The organism is Streptomyces sp. RK9 (assembly GCF_045070545.1).
Taxonomy (GTDB): Bacteria; Actinomycetota; Actinomycetes; order Streptomycetales; family Streptomycetaceae; genus Streptomyces; species Streptomyces alboflavus.
In genome coordinates, this window is the sequence record NZ_CP173704.1 from 1,278,004 (window position 1) to 1,296,756 (window position 18,753).

The 18,753-nt window shown below is 71.1% G+C and carries 18 protein-coding genes; 12 read left to right on the top strand and 6 right to left on the bottom strand.

The window, feature by feature from the left end; all coding sequences use genetic code 11:
• Positions 1-197: 197 nt before the first annotated feature.
• Together AB6L24_RS25885 and AB6L24_RS25890 are read left to right on the top strand one after the other, a co-directional pair.
• Positions 198-872 carry an XRE family transcriptional regulator gene (locus tag AB6L24_RS25885; protein ID WP_405658970.1) on the top strand — a complete coding sequence of 225 codons (675 nt, stop codon included), beginning with the start codon at positions 198-200 and terminating at the stop codon, positions 870-872.
• Positions 869-1,264 carry a hypothetical protein gene (locus AB6L24_RS25890; protein WP_405658972.1) on the top strand — a complete coding sequence of 132 codons (396 nt, stop codon included), beginning with the start codon at positions 869-871 and terminating at the stop codon, positions 1,262-1,264. The genes AB6L24_RS25885 and AB6L24_RS25890 overlap by 4 nt, the downstream gene beginning before the upstream one ends.
• Before the next feature lie 32 nt (positions 1,265-1,296).
• On the opposite strand, the gene AB6L24_RS25895 is transcribed toward AB6L24_RS25890, so the two are convergent.
• From AB6L24_RS25895 to AB6L24_RS25905, 3 genes are read right to left on the bottom strand one after another with little or no spacing between them, the layout of a single operon-like run.
• Positions 1,297-2,271, bottom strand: coding sequence for a LuxR C-terminal-related transcriptional regulator (locus AB6L24_RS25895; protein WP_405658974.1), 975 nt, complete (start codon positions 2,269-2,271; stop codon positions 1,297-1,299).
• 55 nt (positions 2,272-2,326) lie between these two features.
• A complete protein-coding gene (locus AB6L24_RS25900; protein ID WP_087885125.1) occupies positions 2,327-3,307 on the bottom strand; it encodes a LuxR family transcriptional regulator in 981 nt (326 codons plus the stop codon).
• A complete protein-coding gene (locus tag AB6L24_RS25905) occupies positions 3,304-4,254 on the bottom strand; it encodes a helix-turn-helix transcriptional regulator (RefSeq protein WP_405658977.1) in 951 nt (316 codons plus the stop codon). The genes AB6L24_RS25900 and AB6L24_RS25905 overlap by 4 nt, the downstream gene beginning before the upstream one ends.
• A 348-nt stretch (positions 4,255-4,602) precedes the next feature.
• On the opposite strand from AB6L24_RS25905, the gene AB6L24_RS25910 reads away from it, so the two are divergent.
• Positions 4,603-4,974: a hypothetical protein gene (locus tag AB6L24_RS25910; RefSeq protein ID WP_087885128.1), complete on the top strand. Its 372-nt coding sequence runs from the start codon at positions 4,603-4,605 to the stop codon at positions 4,972-4,974.
• Between the two features lie 114 nt (positions 4,975-5,088).
• On the opposite strand, the gene AB6L24_RS25915 is transcribed toward AB6L24_RS25910, so the two are convergent.
• A complete protein-coding gene (locus tag AB6L24_RS25915; protein ID WP_405658979.1) occupies positions 5,089-5,514 on the bottom strand; it encodes a pyridoxamine 5'-phosphate oxidase family protein in 426 nt (141 codons plus the stop codon).
• 118 nt (positions 5,515-5,632) lie between these two features.
• Between AB6L24_RS25915 and clpB the strand changes: the two genes are divergently transcribed.
• Both clpB and AB6L24_RS25925 read left to right on the top strand, forming a co-directional pair.
• Positions 5,633-8,269, top strand: coding sequence for an ATP-dependent chaperone ClpB (gene clpB / locus AB6L24_RS25920; RefSeq protein WP_405658981.1), 2,637 nt, complete (start codon positions 5,633-5,635; stop codon positions 8,267-8,269).
• Positions 8,270-8,362: 93 nt separating this feature from the next.
• Positions 8,363-8,905: a YbjN domain-containing protein gene (locus AB6L24_RS25925; protein ID WP_190117929.1), complete on the top strand. Its 543-nt coding sequence runs from the start codon at positions 8,363-8,365 to the stop codon at positions 8,903-8,905.
• A 21-nt stretch (positions 8,906-8,926) separates the two neighbouring features.
• Here the strand turns inward: AB6L24_RS25925 and AB6L24_RS25930 are convergent, their stop codons facing one another.
• Positions 8,927-10,120, bottom strand: coding sequence for a hypothetical protein (locus tag AB6L24_RS25930; protein WP_405658984.1), 1,194 nt, complete (start codon positions 10,118-10,120; stop codon positions 8,927-8,929).
• A 69-nt stretch (positions 10,121-10,189) separates the two neighbouring features.
• Positions 10,190-11,479, bottom strand: a complete 1,290-nt coding sequence (locus AB6L24_RS25935) for a pyridoxal phosphate-dependent aminotransferase (RefSeq protein WP_405658987.1) — start codon at positions 11,477-11,479, stop codon at positions 10,190-10,192.
• 173 nt (positions 11,480-11,652) lie between these two features.
• Between AB6L24_RS25935 and AB6L24_RS25940 the strand changes: the two genes are divergently transcribed.
• The 7 genes from AB6L24_RS25940 (at position 11,653) to fbaA (ending at position 18,688) form a co-directional block, all read left to right on the top strand.
• Positions 11,653-11,928 carry a hypothetical protein gene (locus AB6L24_RS25940; RefSeq protein WP_405658989.1) on the top strand — a complete coding sequence of 92 codons (276 nt, stop codon included), beginning with the start codon at positions 11,653-11,655 and terminating at the stop codon, positions 11,926-11,928.
• A 477-nt stretch (positions 11,929-12,405) separates the two neighbouring features.
• Complete coding sequence (locus tag AB6L24_RS25945) at positions 12,406-12,927, top strand: DUF2617 family protein (RefSeq protein ID WP_030362063.1); 522 nt, start codon at positions 12,406-12,408, stop codon at positions 12,925-12,927.
• A 195-nt stretch (positions 12,928-13,122) separates the two neighbouring features.
• A complete protein-coding gene (locus tag AB6L24_RS25950; RefSeq protein WP_405658991.1) occupies positions 13,123-14,712 on the top strand; it encodes a polyamine aminopropyltransferase in 1,590 nt (529 codons plus the stop codon).
• A 70-nt stretch (positions 14,713-14,782) separates the two neighbouring features.
• The gene (locus AB6L24_RS25955; RefSeq protein WP_405658994.1) at positions 14,783-15,646 is read left to right on the top strand and encodes an SRPBCC domain-containing protein; all 864 of its coding nucleotides are present in this window, start codon (positions 14,783-14,785) and stop codon (positions 15,644-15,646) included.
• A gap of 489 nt (positions 15,647-16,135) precedes the next feature.
• A complete protein-coding gene (locus AB6L24_RS25960) occupies positions 16,136-16,939 on the top strand; it encodes an aldose 1-epimerase (RefSeq protein WP_405658996.1) in 804 nt (267 codons plus the stop codon).
• Between the two features lie 10 nt (positions 16,940-16,949).
• A complete protein-coding gene (gene pyrE / locus AB6L24_RS25965; RefSeq protein WP_380842611.1) occupies positions 16,950-17,501 on the top strand; it encodes an orotate phosphoribosyltransferase in 552 nt (183 codons plus the stop codon).
• Between the two features lie 164 nt (positions 17,502-17,665).
• Positions 17,666-18,688 carry a class II fructose-bisphosphate aldolase gene (gene fbaA, locus AB6L24_RS25970; RefSeq protein WP_405658998.1) on the top strand — a complete coding sequence of 341 codons (1,023 nt, stop codon included), beginning with the start codon at positions 17,666-17,668 and terminating at the stop codon, positions 18,686-18,688.
• The last annotated feature ends 65 nt before the right edge of the window (positions 18,689-18,753 follow it).

Consider the following 18,753-nt stretch of genomic DNA (forward strand, 5'->3'; position numbering starts at 1 on the left):
GTGGCAGGCCATGTTCACGGCTACGGGGAGCGGGGAAGCGGGAAAGGGGGGACGCGGTGGACGAGGAAGCGCTGCGTCGCATACTCAAAGAACTGCGTTCCAGAGTCACACCCGCGGAAGTGGGCCTGACGCCGAAGCCGACGGGCCGTCCCGGGCCTCGTGTGAACGGTCTCGCACAACCCGACATGGACATCCTCATGAACCGCTCGGTGGGCACGTACCACCGATTCGAAAGCGGAAAGATGTCCCCGCGCGACGATTACCTGCGCGAGGTCGGGCGGATCCTGCGCATGAGCGAGGACGAGTTCACCCAGGTCTATCTGCTCAGCCTCGGCCAGCGGCCGCCGCACCCCCTGGACCCCACGGACGGCGTCCTGATGCCCGCCGCCGCGGCGTGGCAGCGGGCCGTCTCCGGGCAGCGCGAGATCTCGTACGTGAACAACGTCCAATGGGACCTGGTCGCGTACAACCAGCCGTTCGCCGACATCTTCGACGGCGGCATACCGCCGGAGAACACCATGCGGTGGATGGCGCTCGCCGACGAGGCCCGCGATCACATTCTCACGGACTGGGAGACGCGCTGGGCGCCCGGAATTCTCAACCAGATCCGGCTCGCCCACATTCAGCATCCGGAGAACCGCTCGCTCGCGCGGCTGAACGCGGACGTGAAACGCGACAAGTACGCGGGGCCCATTTACGAGCGCAGCACCGAGGTGTACATCCACCCCGACGGTGATGTCCGGCCCCTCTACCACCCGCGAAAAGGCGCCGGACAGATCACGATGGTCGTCTCGGAACCGGCGAGTTCGCCGGGCGCGCGGCATGTCGTGCTGCTCTTCGACCTGCTCGACGAGAAGCCGACATCGGCATGAGGCTGGAGAAGGCCGCCGCGCCCGACCCGGTGATGCCGCCGCTGGTGGTCGGTCCGGTCCTGGAGCGCGCCGGTCTCGCCACGCTCCTGCACGCCATGGCCGCCGACCTCAACGGCCGCGGCTATCCCGTGACCTGGGTCGTGGACCGCCAGATGCTGGCGGGCGACTTCCCCCTCCAGGTCGTCGCCAAGGTCTCCGTGGTCCGCGTCCTCAACATCGCCCTGGACGACCGCGGCCCCACCTGGCAGGTCAGCATGGGCCGCCCCTCGTCGGTGCGGTGGGAACAGTCCGCGGTGCTCGACCTGGGGGCGGAGGGCTTGGACGCGGAGTGTGTGGTGCGGGGGGCGTTGCGGGCGTTGGGGTTGCCGTTGCAGCGGGCGCTCTACCACTAGGGGGGCGGTGGCCGGGTCGGCCCGGCTCCGGCTCAGCCGGTCGTACGGTCGAGGATGCCGGACTTGCCGATGAGGTAGCCGAGTTGGGCCCGGCTTGTGCTCTTCAGGACTGCGGAGAGTTTGGCTATGTGGACGCGGGCTGTGCGGACGTTCATGCCGAGGCGGGCGGCTATGTCGGCGTCGGTGAGGCCTTCGGTGAGGAGGGCGGCGATGGCCTGTTGGCGGGGGGTGATGCCGTGTGGGGTCGGCTGGGGGATGGGCTGGGGCCATCTGGGGACGGCGAGGCGCCAGAGCAGGTCGAAGGTGGCGACCATGTAGTCGACGATGGCCGGCTGGCGTATCTCGAGCGCGGCGTCGGGGGATTTGCTGACGGCGATGAAGGCCACGGAGCGGTCGAACACCATCATGCGGTGCGGCAGTTCGTCGAGCGTGCGGACTTCCACGTCCCCGTCCAGTTGTTCGTAGTGGGCGAGCGCAGGGCCGGAGTAGCGCGTGGTGTGCTGATAGAGCGTGCGCATTCGGCCGCCCAGGGACAGGATGTGGTTCACCCGCGGCAGCGAGCGCACCAGCTCGTCGGCGGACCGCTTTCCGCCCGGCTGAATGGCGAGGGCCTCCGACCTCGACCGGGACACCACGCGGTCGATGGCCTCATTGACGTGCGAAACGCCCGTGTGCAGGGTCGTGCCGGACGAACGCGCGGTACGGGTGCGCTCGCTGCCGAGGGTCATCAGCGGCGCGAAGGCGTCGGCCAGTCGCGACTCCCGTTGCCGCTGCGCGGTGACGCTCACATCGATGGTGTGCAGGATGCGCGGCAGGGCCACGGACGGGGCGATGGGCAGCAGCCACTCCGCGTGCTCCGTGTCCGGCTGGAGAAGGCCCAGTCCGCCGAGGCAAGGAGCCTCGCGGGCCTCCTCGGCGTGAATCCGACCCGATTGCAGTGCGTGGACGTACAGGCCTCTGCCCGCTTCGCACAACGCACCGTCCTCGTGGGGTCTGTGCTCCGCCACTGCCTTCGCCGTCCCTCTCCCTGCATCACCTACGGGGTCGACGGTCGCCCGCCGACTAGTGATTCTGGTCGAGGATCCCTGACTGACCAATGAGATATCCGAGCTGGGCGCGGCTGTTGCTGCCGAGGATCGCGGCGAGTTTCGCGATGTGTTCGCGGGCCGTGCGGACGTTCATGCCGAGCCGCGCGGCTATCTCGGTGTCGGTGAGGCCCTCCACGAGGAGTTCGGCGATGGCGTGCTGACGGGTGGTGATGCCGTTCTCGGCGGGGAGCTGGGCCGCGTGCGGGAACATCGGGGTGGCCAGTCGCCACAGGCGTTCGAAGGTGGTGATGAGGTAGTCGACGATGGCCGGTTGGCGTACTTCGAGGGCGACCGTGCGGTCCTTGCTCGCGGGGATGAAAGCCACTGAGTGGTCCAGGACCACCATGCGTTCGGTTACCTCATTGAGCGTGCGTACCTCTACGTCCCCGTCCAGTTGCTCGTAATGGGCGAGCGCGGGGAGGGAGTGACGGGTGGTGTGCTGGTAGAGGGTGCGCATGCGGCAGCCGCGGGCGAGCAGCTCCTGTTCGCGGGGGAGCGCGTCGGCCAGGACCTCGGGGGAGCGGACGCCGCCGGGCTGGACGGTGAGGACTTCGACGGTGGCGTCGGCCATGGCCCGGTCGATGGCCGCGTTGATCCGCTCGAAGCCGTCGAGCACGGTGATCTCGGGGGGCTCTCCGCCGGCCGCCTGCCGTGCGTCCAGGGCCATCAGCGGCTCGAACATCGCCGTGAGGCGCTCCTCCCGCTCGCGGTGGCGGGCGATGTGGTCCTCGATGCCGCGCAGGAGTTGGGGCAGGGCCACGGCGGGCGCGGTGGGGCGCAGCCACGCCATGTCCTCGACGTCGGGGTGGAGGAGGCCGAAGTCGATGAGGCAGGGGGCGGTGTCGGCCTCCCGGTGGCGGACGCGGCCCTCGCGCAGGGCACGGGCGTAGAGGGCCGAACCCGCGTCGCACAGCTCGTCGGGGCCGTGAGGGTGCGGGCGGGGTTCGGTGGTCATCTCGGTTTGTCCTGCTCGAGAATGCCGGACTGGGCGATGAGGTAGCCGAGCTGGGCGCGGCTTCCGCTGCCCAGGGCGGCGGCGATTTTGGCGATGTGGGCGCGGCAGGTGCGCACGTTCATGCCGAGGCGGCGGGCGATGGCTTCGTCCACGTGGCCTTCGATGAGGAGGCGGGCGATGGAGCGTTGGACGCCGGTGATGCCCCCCGTCGGCGGGTCGTACGGCATCTCCTCGAGGAGCGGTGCCGCGCGCTGCCAGAGCTGGTCGAAGACCTTCGCGAGGTACTCGACGAGCCCGGGGTGCCTGAGTTCCAGGGCGACTTGGCGGTCGTCCCGGGCGGGGATGAAGGCGACCGTACGATCGAAGATCATCAGCCGCTCGATGAGCTCTTCGAGGGTGCGCACCTCCACTTTGCCTTGTTTCATGTACTCGGCGTAGGCAATGGTTGCTTGGCTGTGCCGGGCGGTGTGCTGGTAGAGGGTGCGCATCGTGATGCCTCGCTCGATGATGCTCTGACTCTGCTTCACAGCCTCGGTGAGGGTGGCCTCGTTTCGTGCGCCGCCGGGTTGGACGGTCAGGATTTCCGACTCGCACTCCGCCGTGGCAGCTTGTATGGCGGCGTTGATCCGGGTGACACCTTCCAGGACTGTTATCGCATGGACGGCGGGGCGGTCCTGAGCACTGATGGCCATGAATGGCTCAAAGGTGTCGGTCAGTTCGGTCGCGAGGCTCCGGCGTTCCCGGATCTCGCGCTCGATGGGCAGGAGCCGCTGAGTGAGCGCTGCCGTCGGCGGGATGGGTCGGAGCCATTCCGGTTCGTCCGGATCAGGGTGCAGGAGCGCGAAGTCCATCAGGCAAGGAGCTGCGGCAGCTTCGCTGCGTGTGATGCGTCCTGACCGCAGTGCGCTGGCGTAGAGCTTCTTGCCGTCCTCGCATAGATCGGCCATCGAGTGCGGATGCGCCCGAATTGGGCCGTTTGTAGTCATAGCTCCACCCCCCAGGGTCATGAACGTGCAGGAACATGATGCATCGCCTCTGTGGTGTTGGCATGGCCGAATGAGCCATCGTCTTGGGAGGCCGGGGGAAGTCGCTATGGAAGTGAGGACGAAGCCCGCTATGTGCAAGGGAATGCTTCGCTCAGTGCTTATCGGTGCCTTCTCAGTCGTGATGACGGTTGGCGCGCTGAGTGGTCTTGAAGTGCGCGGGAACACGGAGAGCGCAGCCACGGCCACGGCGTCGCCCCAGTCGGCACCGCCGGACATCATCTGGAATGTCGCCCCGGCGGGAGGCGCAGCATGACCACGCCTCCCGACGACCGCACCTTCCGCCGCGAAATGGCCACCGCCTACCGCTCCGGCTGGCACTTCATCGACCTCGTCACCGCGATCCCCCACCCCGGCGACTCGTTGATGGTCACCCTGGTCGGAGAGCCCGTCGTCATCGTCCGCGACGACGACGAGGACATCCGTGCCTACCGCTGCCTGCGCCGCCCCCGCGGCGCGCCGCAGCCGGTCCGCTGTGCCGTGCGGTACGGCATGGTCTTCGTGAACCTCGACCAGCGCGACCACCAAGTGATCGACAAGCGCAAGCGGGAGGCCGACCGACAAGCCGTCGAGCGGCAGACCGCCTCCGCAGACTCCCTCGCAGCCACCCCCCGCAGCGCCTGACGCGATTCCCCCGTCGTTGTAAATCGCGCAGGTGCTTCCCCCAGCAGCGGCGCCACCGTGGACCTGAACACGGTGGCGCCGCTGTGGTGTGTGCAGGTACAGAGGCGCGCCCCCTCAGCCCGCCTTCCCCAACGCCCGAGTCACCCGTATCTCGACCACCACCCGGTCCGGGTTCGGCGACGGCACCCGCCCGTACCGCTCCTCGTACCGCCGCACCCCCTCCGCCACCCGCCCCGGCTCCGCCGACACCTCGGCCAGTCCCTCCAGGGTCGCCCAGCGCCGCCCCGCCACCTGGCAGACCGCGACCCGGGCCCCGGGGCCGTCCGGGCCTTCGACTCCGGCCGCCGCGAGGACGTGGGCCACCTTCCTGCTGGACTTGTTCGCGAGGACCCGGGCGATACCCGCCTCCGGGTCGAAGGTCACGCCGACCGGGACGACGTGCGGGGTGCCGTCGGGGCGCAGGGTCGTGAGGGTGCACAGGTGGCGTTCCCGCCAGAAGCTGAGGTAGGCGGCGGGCGGGTCGGCCAGGTCGATGCTCATGGGCAAGAACCCTAGGCTGCCATCCTTGAGCGGAATAGACTCAACTTTATGTACGCTGTCTAAGTCAGCATGGGGCCGGGAGCCCCGACAGACCGCGACCCAGGAGGAGAAACCGCACGTGGACGCCGAGCTGACCAACCGGAGCCGGGACGCGATCAACGCGGCCACCAGCCGGGCCGTGTCCGGCGGCAACCCCGACCTGACGCCCGCGCACTTGTTGCTGGCGTTGCTGGAGGGGCGAGGCCGCCAAGCAAGCGAGAACATCACCGACCTGCTCGCCGCGGTGGACGCCGACCAGGCGGCCGTGCGCGCCGGAGCCGAGCGCGTCCTCGCGGGGCTGCCCAGCGTCACCGGGTCGACGGTCTCCCCGCCGGGGCCCGACCGCGAACTGCTCGCCGTGGTCGCCGACGCGGCGCAGCGCGCCAAGGAGCTGGGCGACGATTACCTCTCCACCGAACACCTGCTCATCGGCCTCGCCGCGAAGGGCGGCGCCGCCGGAGAGGTCCTGAACCAGAACGGCGCGAGCGCGAAGAAGCTGCTCGCCGCCTTCGAGACGAGCCGTGGAGGGCGTCGCGTGACCACCCCTGACCCCGAGGGGCAGTACAAGGCCCTGGAGAAGTTCGGCACGGACTTCACCGCCGCCGCCCGCGAGGGCAAGCTCGACCCGGTCATCGGGCGGGACCAGGAGATCCGGCGGGTCGTCCAGGTCCTGTCGCGGCGTACCAAGAACAATCCCGTGCTCATCGGCGAGCCCGGCGTCGGCAAGACCGCCGTCGTGGAGGGGCTCGCGCAGCGCATCGTGAAGGGGGACGTGCCCGAGTCGCTGAAGAACAAGCGGCTCGTCTCGCTGGACCTGGGCGCCATGGTCGCGGGGGCCAAGTACCGGGGCGAGTTCGAGGAGCGCCTGAAGACCGTGCTCTCCGAGATCAAGGAGAGCGACGGGCAGATCATCACGTTCATCGACGAGTTGCACACCGTCGTGGGAGCCGGGGCCGGCGGGGACTCCGCCATGGACGCGGGCAACATGCTCAAGCCCATGCTCGCCCGCGGTGAGCTGCGGATGGTCGGCGCCACCACCCTCGACGAGTACCGCGAGCGGATCGAGAAGGACCCCGCCCTGGAGCGGCGGTTCCAGCAGGTGCTCGTCGCCGAGCCGTCCGTCGAGGACTCCATCGCGATCCTGCGCGGGCTCAAGGGGCGCTACGAGGCCCACCACAAGGTGCAGATCGCCGACAGCGCGCTGGTCGCCGCCGCCACCCTCTCCGACCGGTACATCACCTCGCGCTTCCTTCCCGACAAGGCCATCGACCTCGTCGACGAGGCCGCGTCGCGGCTGCGGATGGAGATCGACTCCTCGCCCGTCGAGATCGACGAGCTGCAGCGCGCCGTCGACCGGCTGCGGATGGAGGAGCTGGCGCTCAGCAAGGAGACCGATCCGGCGTCCAAGCAGCGTCTTGAGAAGCTGCGGCGCGACCTCGCGGACAAGGAGGAGGAGCTGCGGGGACTCACCGCGCGGTGGGAGAAGGAGAAGCAGTCCCTCAACCGCGTCGGCGAGCTGAAGGAGAAGCTCGACGAGCTGCGCGGGCAGGCCGAGCGCGCCCAGCGCGACGGCGACTTCGACACCGCCTCGAAGCTCCTGTACGGCGAGATCCCCGACCTGGAGCGGGACCTGGAGGCCGCCTCTGAGGCCGAGGAGGAGAAGGCCGCCGAGGCCGACACCATGGTCAAGGAGGAGGTCGGGCCCGACGACATCGCCGACGTCGTGGCCGCCTGGACCGGCATCCCCGCCGGGCGCCTCCTGGAGGGCGAGACGCAGAAGCTGCTGCGCATGGAGGGTGATCTTGGCAAGCGGCTCATCGGCCAGACCGAGGCCGTCCAGGCCGTCTCCGACGCCGTCCGCCGCACCCGCGCCGGGATCGCCGACCCCGACCGCCCCACCGGCTCCTTCCTGTTCCTCGGCCCGACCGGCGTCGGCAAGACCGAGCTGGCCAAGGCCCTCGCCGACTTCCTCTTCGACGACGAGCGGGCCATGATCCGCATCGACATGAGCGAGTACGGCGAGAAGCACAGCGTCGCCAGGCTGGTCGGTGCCCCGCCCGGCTACGTCGGGTACGAGGAGGGCGGCCAGCTCACCGAGGCCGTGCGCAGGCGGCCGTACTCGGTGGTGCTGCTCGACGAGGTCGAGAAGGCGCACCCGGAGGTCTTCGACGTGCTGCTCCAGGTCCTCGACGACGGCCGCCTCACCGACGGGCAGGGACGGACGGTCGACTTCCGCAACACCATCCTGATCCTCACCTCCAACCTCGGAAGCCAGTACCTGGTCGAGCCCCTGACCAGCGAGGAGGAGAAGAAGCAGCAGGTCCTGGAGGTGGTCCGGGCCTCGTTCAAGCCCGAGTTCCTGAACCGCCTCGACGACCTCGTGGTGTTCTCCGCGCTCGGCAAGGACGAGCTGGCCCACATCGCCGAGCTCCAGATCGGCCGGCTCGCCAAGCGCCTCGCCGACCGGCGGCTCACCCTCGACGTCACGCCCGCGGCCCTCGCCTGGCTCGCCGACGAGGGCAACGACCCGGCGTACGGAGCCCGGCCGCTGCGCCGCCTCATCCAGACCTCCATCGGCGACCGGCTCGCCAAGGAGATCCTGGCGGGCGAGGTCAAGGACGGGGACACGGTCCGCGTGGACGTCTTCGGGGACGGGCTCATCGTCGGTCCCGCCGGGGCCGGGGCGGGGCCGGGGACGACGGGGAAGACGCTGTAAGGCGCCGTAACCGGACACATGGGCGGGCGGGGGTTGCGAGCCCCCGCCCGGCATGGGAGAGGATGGCTCAATCCGTACGAAGGGAAATACACGGTGAGCATCGACCCGTCCTCGATTCCGAATTTCGGGGGCCAGCCCGAACCGCAGCAGGGCGCAGGACCGGCGGGCCCCGTCGTCCCTGACCAGGACCTGGTCAAGCAGCTCCTGGACCAGATGGAACTCAAGTACGTCGTCGACGACGAGGGAGACCTCGCGGCGCCGTGGGAGGAGTTCCGTACGTACTTCATGTTCCGCGGCGAGGACGACCAGGCGGTCTTCTCGGTGCGGACGTTCTACGACCGGCCGCACGGCATCGAGGAGAAGCTCCAGCTCCTCGAGTCCATCGACGACTGGAACCGCCGCACGCTGTGGCCCAAGGTCTACAGCCACACCCACGACGACGGCACGGTCCGCCTCATCGGCGAGGCCCAGATGCTGATCGGCACGGGTGTCTCCCTGGAGCACTTCGTCTCGTCGACCGTCAGCTGGGTGCGCGCCGCGATCGAGTTCGACCGCTGGCTCGTCGAGCAGCTGGGCCTGGAGCAGGCCGTCGACTCCGCCGACGGCGAGGAGAAGCCCGGCGACGACGAGGCCTGAGGGCCCGCCGCACCGCGGTGACTACAAGGGCATGCGGGCGATCGTCACCAGATACGTCCCGTACGCCACCGAGAGCCCGGCCAGGGCGCCGACCACCAGGAAGGCGGCCCGCGGCCGGGCTCTCGCCGTGCGCAGGACCGCGCACGCGAGCGGGATGAGCAGCGGGAAGGCGGGCAGCAGGAAGCGCGGCTTGGACTCGAAGAAGCCGGAGCCGCCGACCGTGATCAGGAGCAGCACGCCGGTGTAGACGAGCAGCGGCAGCGGCGCCCGCTCGGCCACCAGGAGCGCGTACAGGAGCACGGCCACCGCGACGATCACCAGCGTCATGGAGAAGACCAGCTTGTCGCCGTCGAGCAGCAGGTGCTTGACGAAGGCGAGCGAACCCGCGCCGAAGTCGAAGCGCGAGCCCCAGCCGCGCTGCACCGCGAAGTAGCCGCCGAGCACATCGCCCTCGCGGGCCCCGACCCACAGGACGTACGCCCCCCAGCCGAGCGGGGCGAGCAGCGCGCCCGTCCACAGCCTGTGGGGAACTCCGCGCCCGCGCCGCCGGACGATCTCGCAGACCGCGGCGACCAGGACCGCGGCCGCCACCGCGAAGCCGTTCGGCCGGGCCAGGCCCGCGAGCGCCGCGAGCGTGCCCGCCCACACCCAGCGCCCGGTGAGCAGCGCGTACAGGGACCAGGCGGCGAGGGCGGTGAGGACCGGCTCGGTGTACGCCATCGACAGGATGACGGAGTGGGGCATGAGGCCCCACAGGAGCACGAGGACGGTCGCGGTGCGGCGGTCGTAGAAGCGGGCCGCGATGGCGTAGACGCCGAGGGCGGCGGCCCCGGCGGCGAGCCAGGAGACGAGCAGCCCGGCCGCCCCGTGGGACAGCGGTGTGACGGTGGTGACCGCGCGGATCAGGCCCGGGTACAGCGGGAAGAACGCCAGGTCGCTCTGGACGACGGTGGGCTCGAAGTACAGGGTGCGGCCGTAGCCGTGGGCGGCGATGCCGGTGTACCAGCGGGAGTCCCAGGAGCGGCCGAGCAGGCGGAAGGTGTCCTGGCCGGTGGCGTGCGCCACGGCCGTCACCGCGAGCAGCCCGGTGAGGCGGGCGGCGGCGAAGACGCCGAGGGCGCGCACCGCCGTCGGGCCCTTGGGCTCCAGGGCGAGGCAGCGGGTGCGGGGCGGTTTGGTGAGCGGGGCCGGGACGGTGGGGCTCGGGTGGGTCACACCCGAACCCTCCGGGGTCGTGGCGGCGGGCGCGAGCCGGGTGGGTCCGTGTGGGTGGGTGCGGTGGCCCTACAGCGCCTTGAGCCGCTCCACCGCGTCCGTGAGGACCTCCGTGCGCTTGCAGAACGCGAACCGCACGAAGGGCGCGCCCGCCTCGCGGTGGTCGTAGAAGACGGCGTTCGGGATGGCGACGACACCGGCGCGCTCGGGCAGGGCGCGGCAGAACGCGAAGCCGTCGCCGCCGTGCGAACGGTCCTCGCCGAGGGGGCGGATGTCGGTGGTGACGAAGTACGTGCCCTGCGGGCGGTAGACCTCGAAGCCCGCCGCCGTCAGGCCCGCCGACAGCAGGTCCCGCTTGGCGCGCAGGTCCTCGCGGACGCCCGTGAAGTACGACTCGGGCAGTGCGAGGGCCTCCGCGACCGCGTACTGGAAGGGACCCGAGGCCACGAACGTCAGGTACTGCTTGGCCGAGCGCACCGCCGTGACCAGCTCCGGCGTGGACGTCACCCAGCCGACCTTCCAGCCGGTGAAGGAGAACGTCTTGCCCGCCGAGCCGATGGTGACGGTCCGCTCGCGCATGCCGGGGAAGGACGCCAGCGGGATGTGCGCGGGCGAGCCGGAGCCGTCGGGTGCCGGGGCGTCGGCGAAGACCAGGTGTTCGTAGACCTCGTCGGTGACCACGAGCAGGTCCCGCTCGACGGCGAGTTCCGCGATCGCGGCCAGCTCCTCGCGGGTCAGGACGGTGCCCGTCGGGTTGTGCGGGGTGTTGAGGAGAAGGAGGCGGGTGCGCGGGGTGACGGCGTCGCGCAGCTCGTCCAGGTCGAGGACGAAGCGTCCGTCACGGGGCCGCAGGGTCACGGGCACGCGGGTGCCGCCCGCGAGCGCGATGGAGGCGGCGTACGAGTCGTAGTACGGCTCCAGGGCGATGACCTCGTCGCCCGGCTCGACCAGGGCCAGCAGCGAGGCCGCGATGGCCTCGGTGGCGCCCGCCGTGACGAGGACCTCCCGGTCGGGGTCGAAGCTCAGGCCGTAGAGCCGCGCCTGGTGCGCCGCGACCGCCGCGCGCAGCTCGGGGACGCCCGGGCCCGGTGGGTACTGGTTGCCGCGGCCGTCGCGCAGCGCCCGCACCGCCGCCTCCCGGACCTCCTCGGGGCCGTCCGTGTCGGGGAAGCCCTGGCCCAGGTTGATCGCCCCCGTCCGCACGGCGAGGGCGGACATCTCGGCGAAGATCGTCGTGCCGAATTCGGCCAGGCGGCGGTTGAGCAGCGGGCGGCCGCCCGCCGAGGAGCCCGGGGCGCCGGGGGCGCCGGTGGTGCCGGTTGAGCCAGGACCAGAGGGAGAGGACGTCATGGCCGCCATCCTGCGCCGAACCTCTGGACTTCCTCAACTCTGCTTTGGCCGCGAATGGCCGGGGGCATCCCCTTGTCACGCAACGACGCGGGACAACAACCGCAGGGCGCCGGAGGCTTCGTGGTCCCGGGGGAACACGAGGCGTCCGGTGCATCGGGGGAACGGAAAGGTGAGTGAGGGACATGATTCTTGTCGTCCTCTTCCTTGGGCTTGTGGTGCTGATGATCGCGGGGCTGGCGATCGGTGCCGCCCGGGTGCGCGGCAGCCGCGGACGGCGTACGGCGTCCGGGGCCGGCGGCGGCAGCTGGTGGGCGTCGGGCAGTTCGAGCAGCGGCAACCACAGCGGGGCCACCTCCTGCGGCGGTGGCTCGTCCTGCGGCGGTGGCTCCTCGTCCTGCGGCGGCGGCTCGTCCTGTGGCGGCGGCGGTGGCGGGGGTGGATGCGGCGGAGGCAGCTGACACGGGGCAGCTGGTCCACTGGGCGAAGCGTCCGGCGGGAGTCAACTCCCGGCGGGCGCTTCGTCGTTGTGGGCGTCCGGTGGTGCGGTGTGCCGGTGTCGCCGGGGGCAGGGGACGGATGTTGACGGCTCGCACGGAGAAAGTGCTGCGCAGGGAGTTGGCGCGGAGTGGCAGGGGCGAAATGGGGCTATTGGCGACCGTACCGGGACGCTTCTGGATCGTCTGAGTTTGCAGAAACGTGAACAGATGAACTGTTCGGCCCTCTAGGGGATGGAAACCCTACGAAGTTGGGTAAAAACGCTGTGGCAGTGTCGCAGTTCATGATTCCCTCTTAACCGTCACACCGCCCTCGGACGTTCTCAGTTCAATCAACGATCGGGACTTCTCCGTGGGCACGAGCCGGCATTCCGACCACTCGGTGTCCGACCGGGTGCGCCGGCCCCCCCACCTCCATTGCGTGCTTAGCGGAGCCGACCCATGCTCACGACCCTGAAGACTGTCTATACCGACACGCGCGCCGGGGACCTGGCCTGGGCCCTCGGCCGCGAGCCGTTGCCCGCCCTGGCCACGCTCGACCTCGAACTGTCCGGCGCCACCGTGCAGTTGAGGCTCCTCGGGGCGTCCCACCAAGTGCTCCTGGAGGAGGAGCGCGGCGGCAGTTGCTCCGAGACGGTGGCCTGCATCCCCGGCAGCAGCACCCCGCTGCCGCTCGGCGTGTCCAAGCGGGTGGGGGAGTGGGAGTACGAGTTCGCGGCCTGCGTCGAAACCCTGTCGCGGGGTCAGTTCGCGGGCCGCGCCCAGGAGTTGCTGGCCCTGGTCACCGAGCACCCGCACGGCCTCGCCGGAGTCTTCCCCGGCATCCCGCACGCCTTCACCGCGATGCTCGCCCAGCGTCACGAAGGATCGGTCATGTGGCGCACCTGGCACGCCTATCCGCAGGACGGACAGCTGGTGGCGACCAGGACCCGCGTCGGCGTGCGGATGCCCGCACCGCTGTGACGTGCCACAACTCCCCGGCGGACGCCCGGTGACGGGCGGGAAGGACGGGGTGCGGGCGGACCCGTGTGCGCGGGCGCGACACCGGTGTCACCCGCACACGCCGTGCGGCCCTTTACGCGTCCTACACGTCCACCCGGGCACCTCCACCCTTGTGGGGGACTTGGCGTAAGCGTTCGGTGACGTAGCGTTCGCAGCGTGATCGAGCCGCCCGAGCGTCTGCCCGTCACGCCCCGGACAGGCCGGTTCCTCGTCCTCGCGGGCGTGTTCATCTGTGCCGCCTGCGGACTCGTGTACGAACTCGAACTCGTCGCCCTCGCCTCGTACTTGATCGGCGACTCCGTCACCCAGGCCTCCGTCGTCCTGTCCGTGATGGTGTTCGCGATGGGCATCGGCTCACTGCTCGCCAAGCGGCTGCGCTGCCGCGCCGCCGCCGGATTCGGGCTCATCGAGGCCGCGCTCGCCCTCGTCGGCGGCCTCAGCGCCATGACGCTGTACGCGGCCTTCGCGTGGGCCGGGGACCGCGGCGAGGTGTGGGCCGGCGGCTCGCGCTACCTCTTCGTGGCGTTCTCGCTCGCCATCGGCGTCCTCATCGGCGCCGAAGTGCCCCTCCTGATGGTGCTCATCCAGCGCGTGCGGCGGCAGGACGCGGGCGGCGCCGTCGCCGACCTGTTCGCCGCGGACTACGTCGGCGCGCTCGTCGGCGGACTCGCCTTCCCCTTCCTGCTGCTGCCCTGGTTCGGACAGCTCACCGGGGCGCTGCTCACCGGCGCCGTCAACGTCCTCGCGGGCGGGGCCCTCGTCTTCGGCCTGTTCGGCCGCGACCTCAGCGGGCGCGGGCGCTGGATACTCCTCGCCACCAACGTCACCGTCCTCGCCGTGCTCGCCTCCGCCGCCGTCCTCGTCGACGACTTCGAGCGCGCCGCCCGCCGCGCCGTCTACGGCTCCGACATCCGCGTCGCCGTCCGGACCGGCGTCCAGGAAGTCGTCCTCACCGGCGGCCGCCACGCATCCCTCGACCTCTTCCTCGACGGCAGGCTCCGCGTCAGCGGCCGCGACGAACACCGCTACCACCGGGCGCTCGTCCAGCCCGCCATGCGCGGCGGGCCGCACGCCCGCGTCCTCGTCCTCGGCGGCGGCGACGGGCTCGCCGCCCGCCAGGTCCTGCGCCACTCCGGGGTGCGCCGCGTCGACATCGTCGAGATCGACCCCGGCGTCGTGCGGCTCGCCCGCAGCGATCCCGCGCTCAGCGAACTCAACGGCCACGTCTACCGCGACCCGCGGGTGCGGGTCGTGCACGCCGACGCCTTCCACTGGCTGCGCGGGCCGCACGCCCGCCGCCTCCCCTACGACGTCGTCGTCGCCGACCTGCCCGACCCCGGCATCACCGCGAGCACCAAGCTCTACTCCCAGGAGTTCTACGGTCTCGTCGCCCGCGCCCTCACCGACGGCGGCCGCCTCGCCGTGCACGCCGGGCCCGTCGTCACCCGCGCCCACACCTACTGGACCGTCGACGCCACCCTGCGCGCCGCGGGCCTCGCCACCACGCCCTACCGCGTGACGGGCCGTCACTCCGGCTTCGCCGCCGGACCCGACCGCACCGCCGACGGCTCCGCGCACGCCCGCGACTGGGGCTTCGTCCTCGCCGCCCGCGGCCACGAAGGCCTGGTCGCCGCCGCGGACTCCGCCATCCTGCGGTCCGGCGCGCGCGCCGCCCAGCGCGTCCGCCCCACACCCCGGGAACCCATGCCGCCCTCCACCCTCGTGCATCCGCGGTACGCCGACTGACGGGTCGTCCGGCCCTCCGCGCGGGCAAGTGGCGTACATCACGCGGTGGGCGTGGGTACGCTCGACTGTCATGGAGCATGAGGTGTTCGTACCGGTCCCGGAAGAGCCGCTCCGCGAAGCGCTGGCCGACCCCGAGCGGGTCGCCGGCGCTGTGCCGGGGTTGCAGCGTGATGCCGACGCGGAGTCGCCGCCCCTGTCCGGGCGGCTGCGGGTGCGGGTCGGTGGGCACACGATCACCTACCGCGGTGCCCTGCGGCTCGCCCCCCGGAGCGGGGGTTCCTACTCCCTCGACGGCGAGGGCACCGAGGTGCGCGGCGACGGCTCCGTGAAGTTCTCCCTCGTCCTGCGGCTCGCCCCCGGTGCGGAGGGCGGCACCAGCGTCGCCTTCACCGGGACGGGCTCCGGGGACGGACGCATCGCCGAGATCGCCGGGAGTTCTCCACAGGCTGTGGAGGCCGCTGTGCGGAGGTTGCTGGGGCGGTTCGGCGAGGGGTTGGCCTCTGCGGCTTCTGTGGAGGGGGGCGGCCGGGGGCCGGGGGTGGGGGACGTCGACGACGCCGCCGCCGACGCCGACGACGACGCCGATGTCGTCGGCAGCTCCGACGTCGGTGATGCCTCCGACGGCTCCGCCAAGGAGGTCGGGGGGATTTACGAGGCCGAGGTGCCGCCGCCTTCGTTGGATCCGTTGGCCGATGACTTCGACCGGCCGTTGGAGGTCGGGGCCGCTGCTGAGGCCGCGCATGCTCGGCGGACGATGATCGGGCGCAGTGCGGAGGAGGTCGACCACGCTCCGCCCCGGGGGAGGTATGCGCCGGTGCCGGTGCCCGAGGCGATGTCCGGCGGGGTCGCCACGTTGCGGTGGGCCGCGCCTGCTGCGGCTGTGGTGTTGGCTTCGGCGATTGTGGTGGGGCGGGTTTTGCGTCGGCGCCGGTGAGCCTGGCGGGGGCGCCCCCGATACGGCGCTCCGCGCCTCGTCCTCAAACGCCGGACGGGCTTTCTCCCACCCACCCGCCCCGACTCGCACCGGCCTGGCCGACAGCCCGGCACCCTCAGCCCCGCCGGACTCACCCCCGAATCGGCGCTTCGCGCCTCGTCCTCAAACGCCGGACCGGCTCTCTCCCACCCGCCCGCCCCCACCATGCGTTCGACCCGGCAGTCGGCACCTTCAGGACCGCCCCGCCCCGCCCCGCACCCTTCAGCCCGCCCCGGCTGTACTTCAGCCCGCCCGGCGAAGTCTTCAGCCCGCCTCGGGGGAGTTTTCAGCCCGTCCGGCGATTGAGGACGAGGCGCGGAGCGCCGATCGGGGGAGGACTGGTCTGCCCGCCATGGGACGTCTGGCTACGGGGTCCAGGGGCGGAGCCCCGGGATCGGAGAAGGGGTGGGATTGGGGGCCCCGCAGGGGAGCGGGTCGTAAGGTCGGGGGGTGAGTAGCGATGAGATCAGGTTGGGTGCGGGTGGCGCGGACGTGACCGTGCGGCCGGGGGACGGGTGCCGGGTCGGGAGTCTGCGGGTCGACGGGGTCGAGCTGCTGCGGCAGGGGGAGCGGTACGGCAGCTTCCCGATGGTGCCGTGGTGCGGACGGACGAGGGAGGGCAAGTTCAGGAACGGGGACGTCCTGCACCAGCTGCCGGTGAATTCGCCGCCGCACGCGATCCACGGCACCGCCCGCGACGCCGCGTGGAAGACGGCCCGAGTGAGCGACCGCGAGGCGGTGTTCACGTACGACCTGACGGACCCCTGGCCGTACCCGGGCAGGGTCACGCAGATCGTGGAGCTGACCGACGACGCCCTGACGCTGAGGATGGCGATCGAGACGTACGAGGACTCGTTCCCGGCGCAGGCGGGCTGGCACCCGTGGTTCAACCGCCACCTGGCGGGCGACCCCGAGGACGCCGAGGGCGTACAGCTGCGCTTCGACGCCGCCTGGCAGGAGCTGCGCGGCGACGACCACCTCCCCACGGGGACGAGGATCGACCCGACCCCCGGCCCCTGGGACGACTGCTTCGGGATGCCCGACGGCGTCGACGTGACCCTGACCTGGCCGGGCCGCCTGGAGCTGAAGGTGGCGAGCAGGGAGCAGTGGGTCGTGGTGTACGACGAGCCCGCGGAAGCGGTGTGCGTGGAACCGCAGACCGGCCCGCCGAACGGCCTCAACACGGCACCGCGCCTCGTCACCCCCCTCGAGCCCCTGGAGACGTCGACCACCTGGACCTGGCGGCGCCTTTAAGCTCGTAGCCATGACGAACGACGTACGCGGCGACCTGCTGCAGCAGATCAAGGACAAGGCCGTCGTGCACGGCAAGGTGACGCTCTCCTCGGGCATCGAGGCCGACTACTACGTCGACCTGCGCCGCGTCACCCTCGACGGCGAGGCCGCCCCCCTGGTCGGCGAGGTCCTGCTCGACCTGACCGCGGACCTGGAGTTCGACGCGGTGGGCGGCCTGACGATGGGCGCCGACCCGGTGGCCGCCGCGATGCTGCACGCCGCCGCGGGCCGGGGCCGCCGCCTGGACGCCTTCGTGGTGCGCAAGGCCGCGAAGGCGCACGGGCTGCAGCGTCGGGTCGAAGGGCCGGACATCGCGGGCCGCCGGGTCCTGGTCGTCGAGGACACCTCCACGACCGGCGGCTCCCCGCTGACCGCCGTGGAGGCGGTCCGCGAGGCGGGCGCCGAGGTCGTGGGCGTGGCGACGATCGTGGACCGCGCCACCGGCGCCGCCGAGAAGATCACCGAGGGCGCGGGGGTCCCGTACCTCTTCGCGTACTCGAAGGACGAGCTGGGCCTCGACTGATCGGTACATGACGTAGAGCTGGAGCAATCCGGCGAGTCTGGAAAGATGGGGGCGACGACGGCGTCGCCCCCGGTACCACCGGTCCCACCGGTCATCCAGGTACCCCAGGTCAGGGACACAGCAGCAGAGCAGCACTCACCCCGCACATCACAAGGAGCGGACACATGCCCATCGCAACCCCCGAGGTCTACAACGAGATGCTCGACCGGGCGAAGGCAGGCAAGTTCGCCTACCCGGCCATCAACGTGACGTCCTCGCAGACCCTGCACGCTGCGCTGCGCGGCTTCGCGGAGGCGGAGAGCGACGGCATCATCCAGATCTCCACGGGTGGCGCGGAGTTCCTGGGCGGCCAGTACAGCAAGGACATGGTGACGGGCGCGGTGGCCCTCGCCGAGTTCGCGCACATCGTCGCGGCGAAGTACGACATCACGGTCGCGCTGCACACCGACCACTGCCCGAAGGACAAGCTCGACGGCTACGTCCGTCCGCTCCTCGCCGTCTCCGCCGAGCGCGTCGCGGCCGGCCGGGACCCCCTCTTCCAGTCGCACATGTGGGACGGCTCCGCCGAGACCCTCGCCGACAACCTGGCCATCGGCCAGGAGCTGCTTGAGATCGCCCGCGCCGCGAAGATCATCCTTGAGGTCGAGATCACCCCGACCGGTGGCGAGGAGGACGGCGTCACCCACGAGATCAACGACGAGCTGTACACCACGGTCGACGACGCGATCCGCACCGCCGAGGCCCTGGGCCTGGGCGAGAAGGGCCGCTACCTGCTCGCCGCCTCCTTCGGCAACGTCCACGGCGTCTACAAGCCGGGCAACGTCGTGCTCCGCCCCGAGCTCCTGAAGGACCTCCAGGAGGGTGTCGGCGCCAAGTACGGCAAGCAGTCCCCCTTCGACTTCGTGTTCCACGGCGGCTCCGGCTCCACCGAGCAGGAGATCGCGACGGCGCTGGAGAACGGCGTCGTGAAGATGAACCTCGACACGGACACGCAGTACGCCTTCACGCGTCCCGTCGCCGACCACATGTTCAAGAACTACGACGGCGTCCTGAAGGTCGACGGCGAGGTCGGCTCCAAGAAGACCTACGACCCGCGCACCTGGGGCAAGTCCGCCGAGGCGGGCATGGCCAAGCGCGTCACCGAGGCGTGCGCGAACCTGCGCTCCAGCGGTACGAAGCTCAAGTAACGCCGTCCACACCGTCCGCCGGGCCCGGTACTCCGCCACAGCGCGGGTGCCGGGCCTGCGGCATG

Excerpts from the sequence above, each read along its gene's own strand:
- fbaA (WP_405658998.1), top strand. The coding sequence starts at position 17,666 with ATGCCCATCGCAACCCCCGAGGTCTACAACGAGATGCTCGACCGGGCG.
- AB6L24_RS25905 (WP_405658977.1), bottom strand. The coding sequence starts at position 4,254 with ATGGCCGATCTATGCGAGGACGGCAAGAAGCTCTACGCCAGCGCACTG.
- AB6L24_RS25910 (WP_087885128.1), top strand. The coding sequence starts at position 4,603 with ATGACCACGCCTCCCGACGACCGCACCTTCCGCCGCGAAATGGCCACC.
- AB6L24_RS25935 (WP_405658987.1), bottom strand. The coding sequence starts at position 11,479 with ATGGCGGCCATGACGTCCTCTCCCTCTGGTCCTGGCTCAACCGGCACC.
- AB6L24_RS25940 (WP_405658989.1), top strand. The coding sequence starts at position 11,653 with ATGATTCTTGTCGTCCTCTTCCTTGGGCTTGTGGTGCTGATGATCGCG.
- AB6L24_RS25900 (WP_087885125.1), bottom strand. The coding sequence starts at position 3,307 with ATGACCACCGAACCCCGCCCGCACCCTCACGGCCCCGACGAGCTGTGC.
- AB6L24_RS25885 (WP_405658970.1), top strand. The coding sequence starts at position 198 with ATGAACCGCTCGGTGGGCACGTACCACCGATTCGAAAGCGGAAAGATG.
- AB6L24_RS25945 (WP_030362063.1), top strand. The coding sequence starts at position 12,406 with ATGCTCACGACCCTGAAGACTGTCTATACCGACACGCGCGCCGGGGAC.
- AB6L24_RS25915 (WP_405658979.1), bottom strand. The coding sequence starts at position 5,514 with ATGAGCATCGACCTGGCCGACCCGCCCGCCGCCTACCTCAGCTTCTGG.
- AB6L24_RS25890 (WP_405658972.1), top strand. The coding sequence starts at position 869 with ATGAGGCTGGAGAAGGCCGCCGCGCCCGACCCGGTGATGCCGCCGCTG.
- pyrE (WP_380842611.1), top strand. The coding sequence starts at position 16,950 with ATGACGAACGACGTACGCGGCGACCTGCTGCAGCAGATCAAGGACAAG.
- AB6L24_RS25955 (WP_405658994.1), top strand. The coding sequence starts at position 14,783 with ATGGAGCATGAGGTGTTCGTACCGGTCCCGGAAGAGCCGCTCCGCGAA.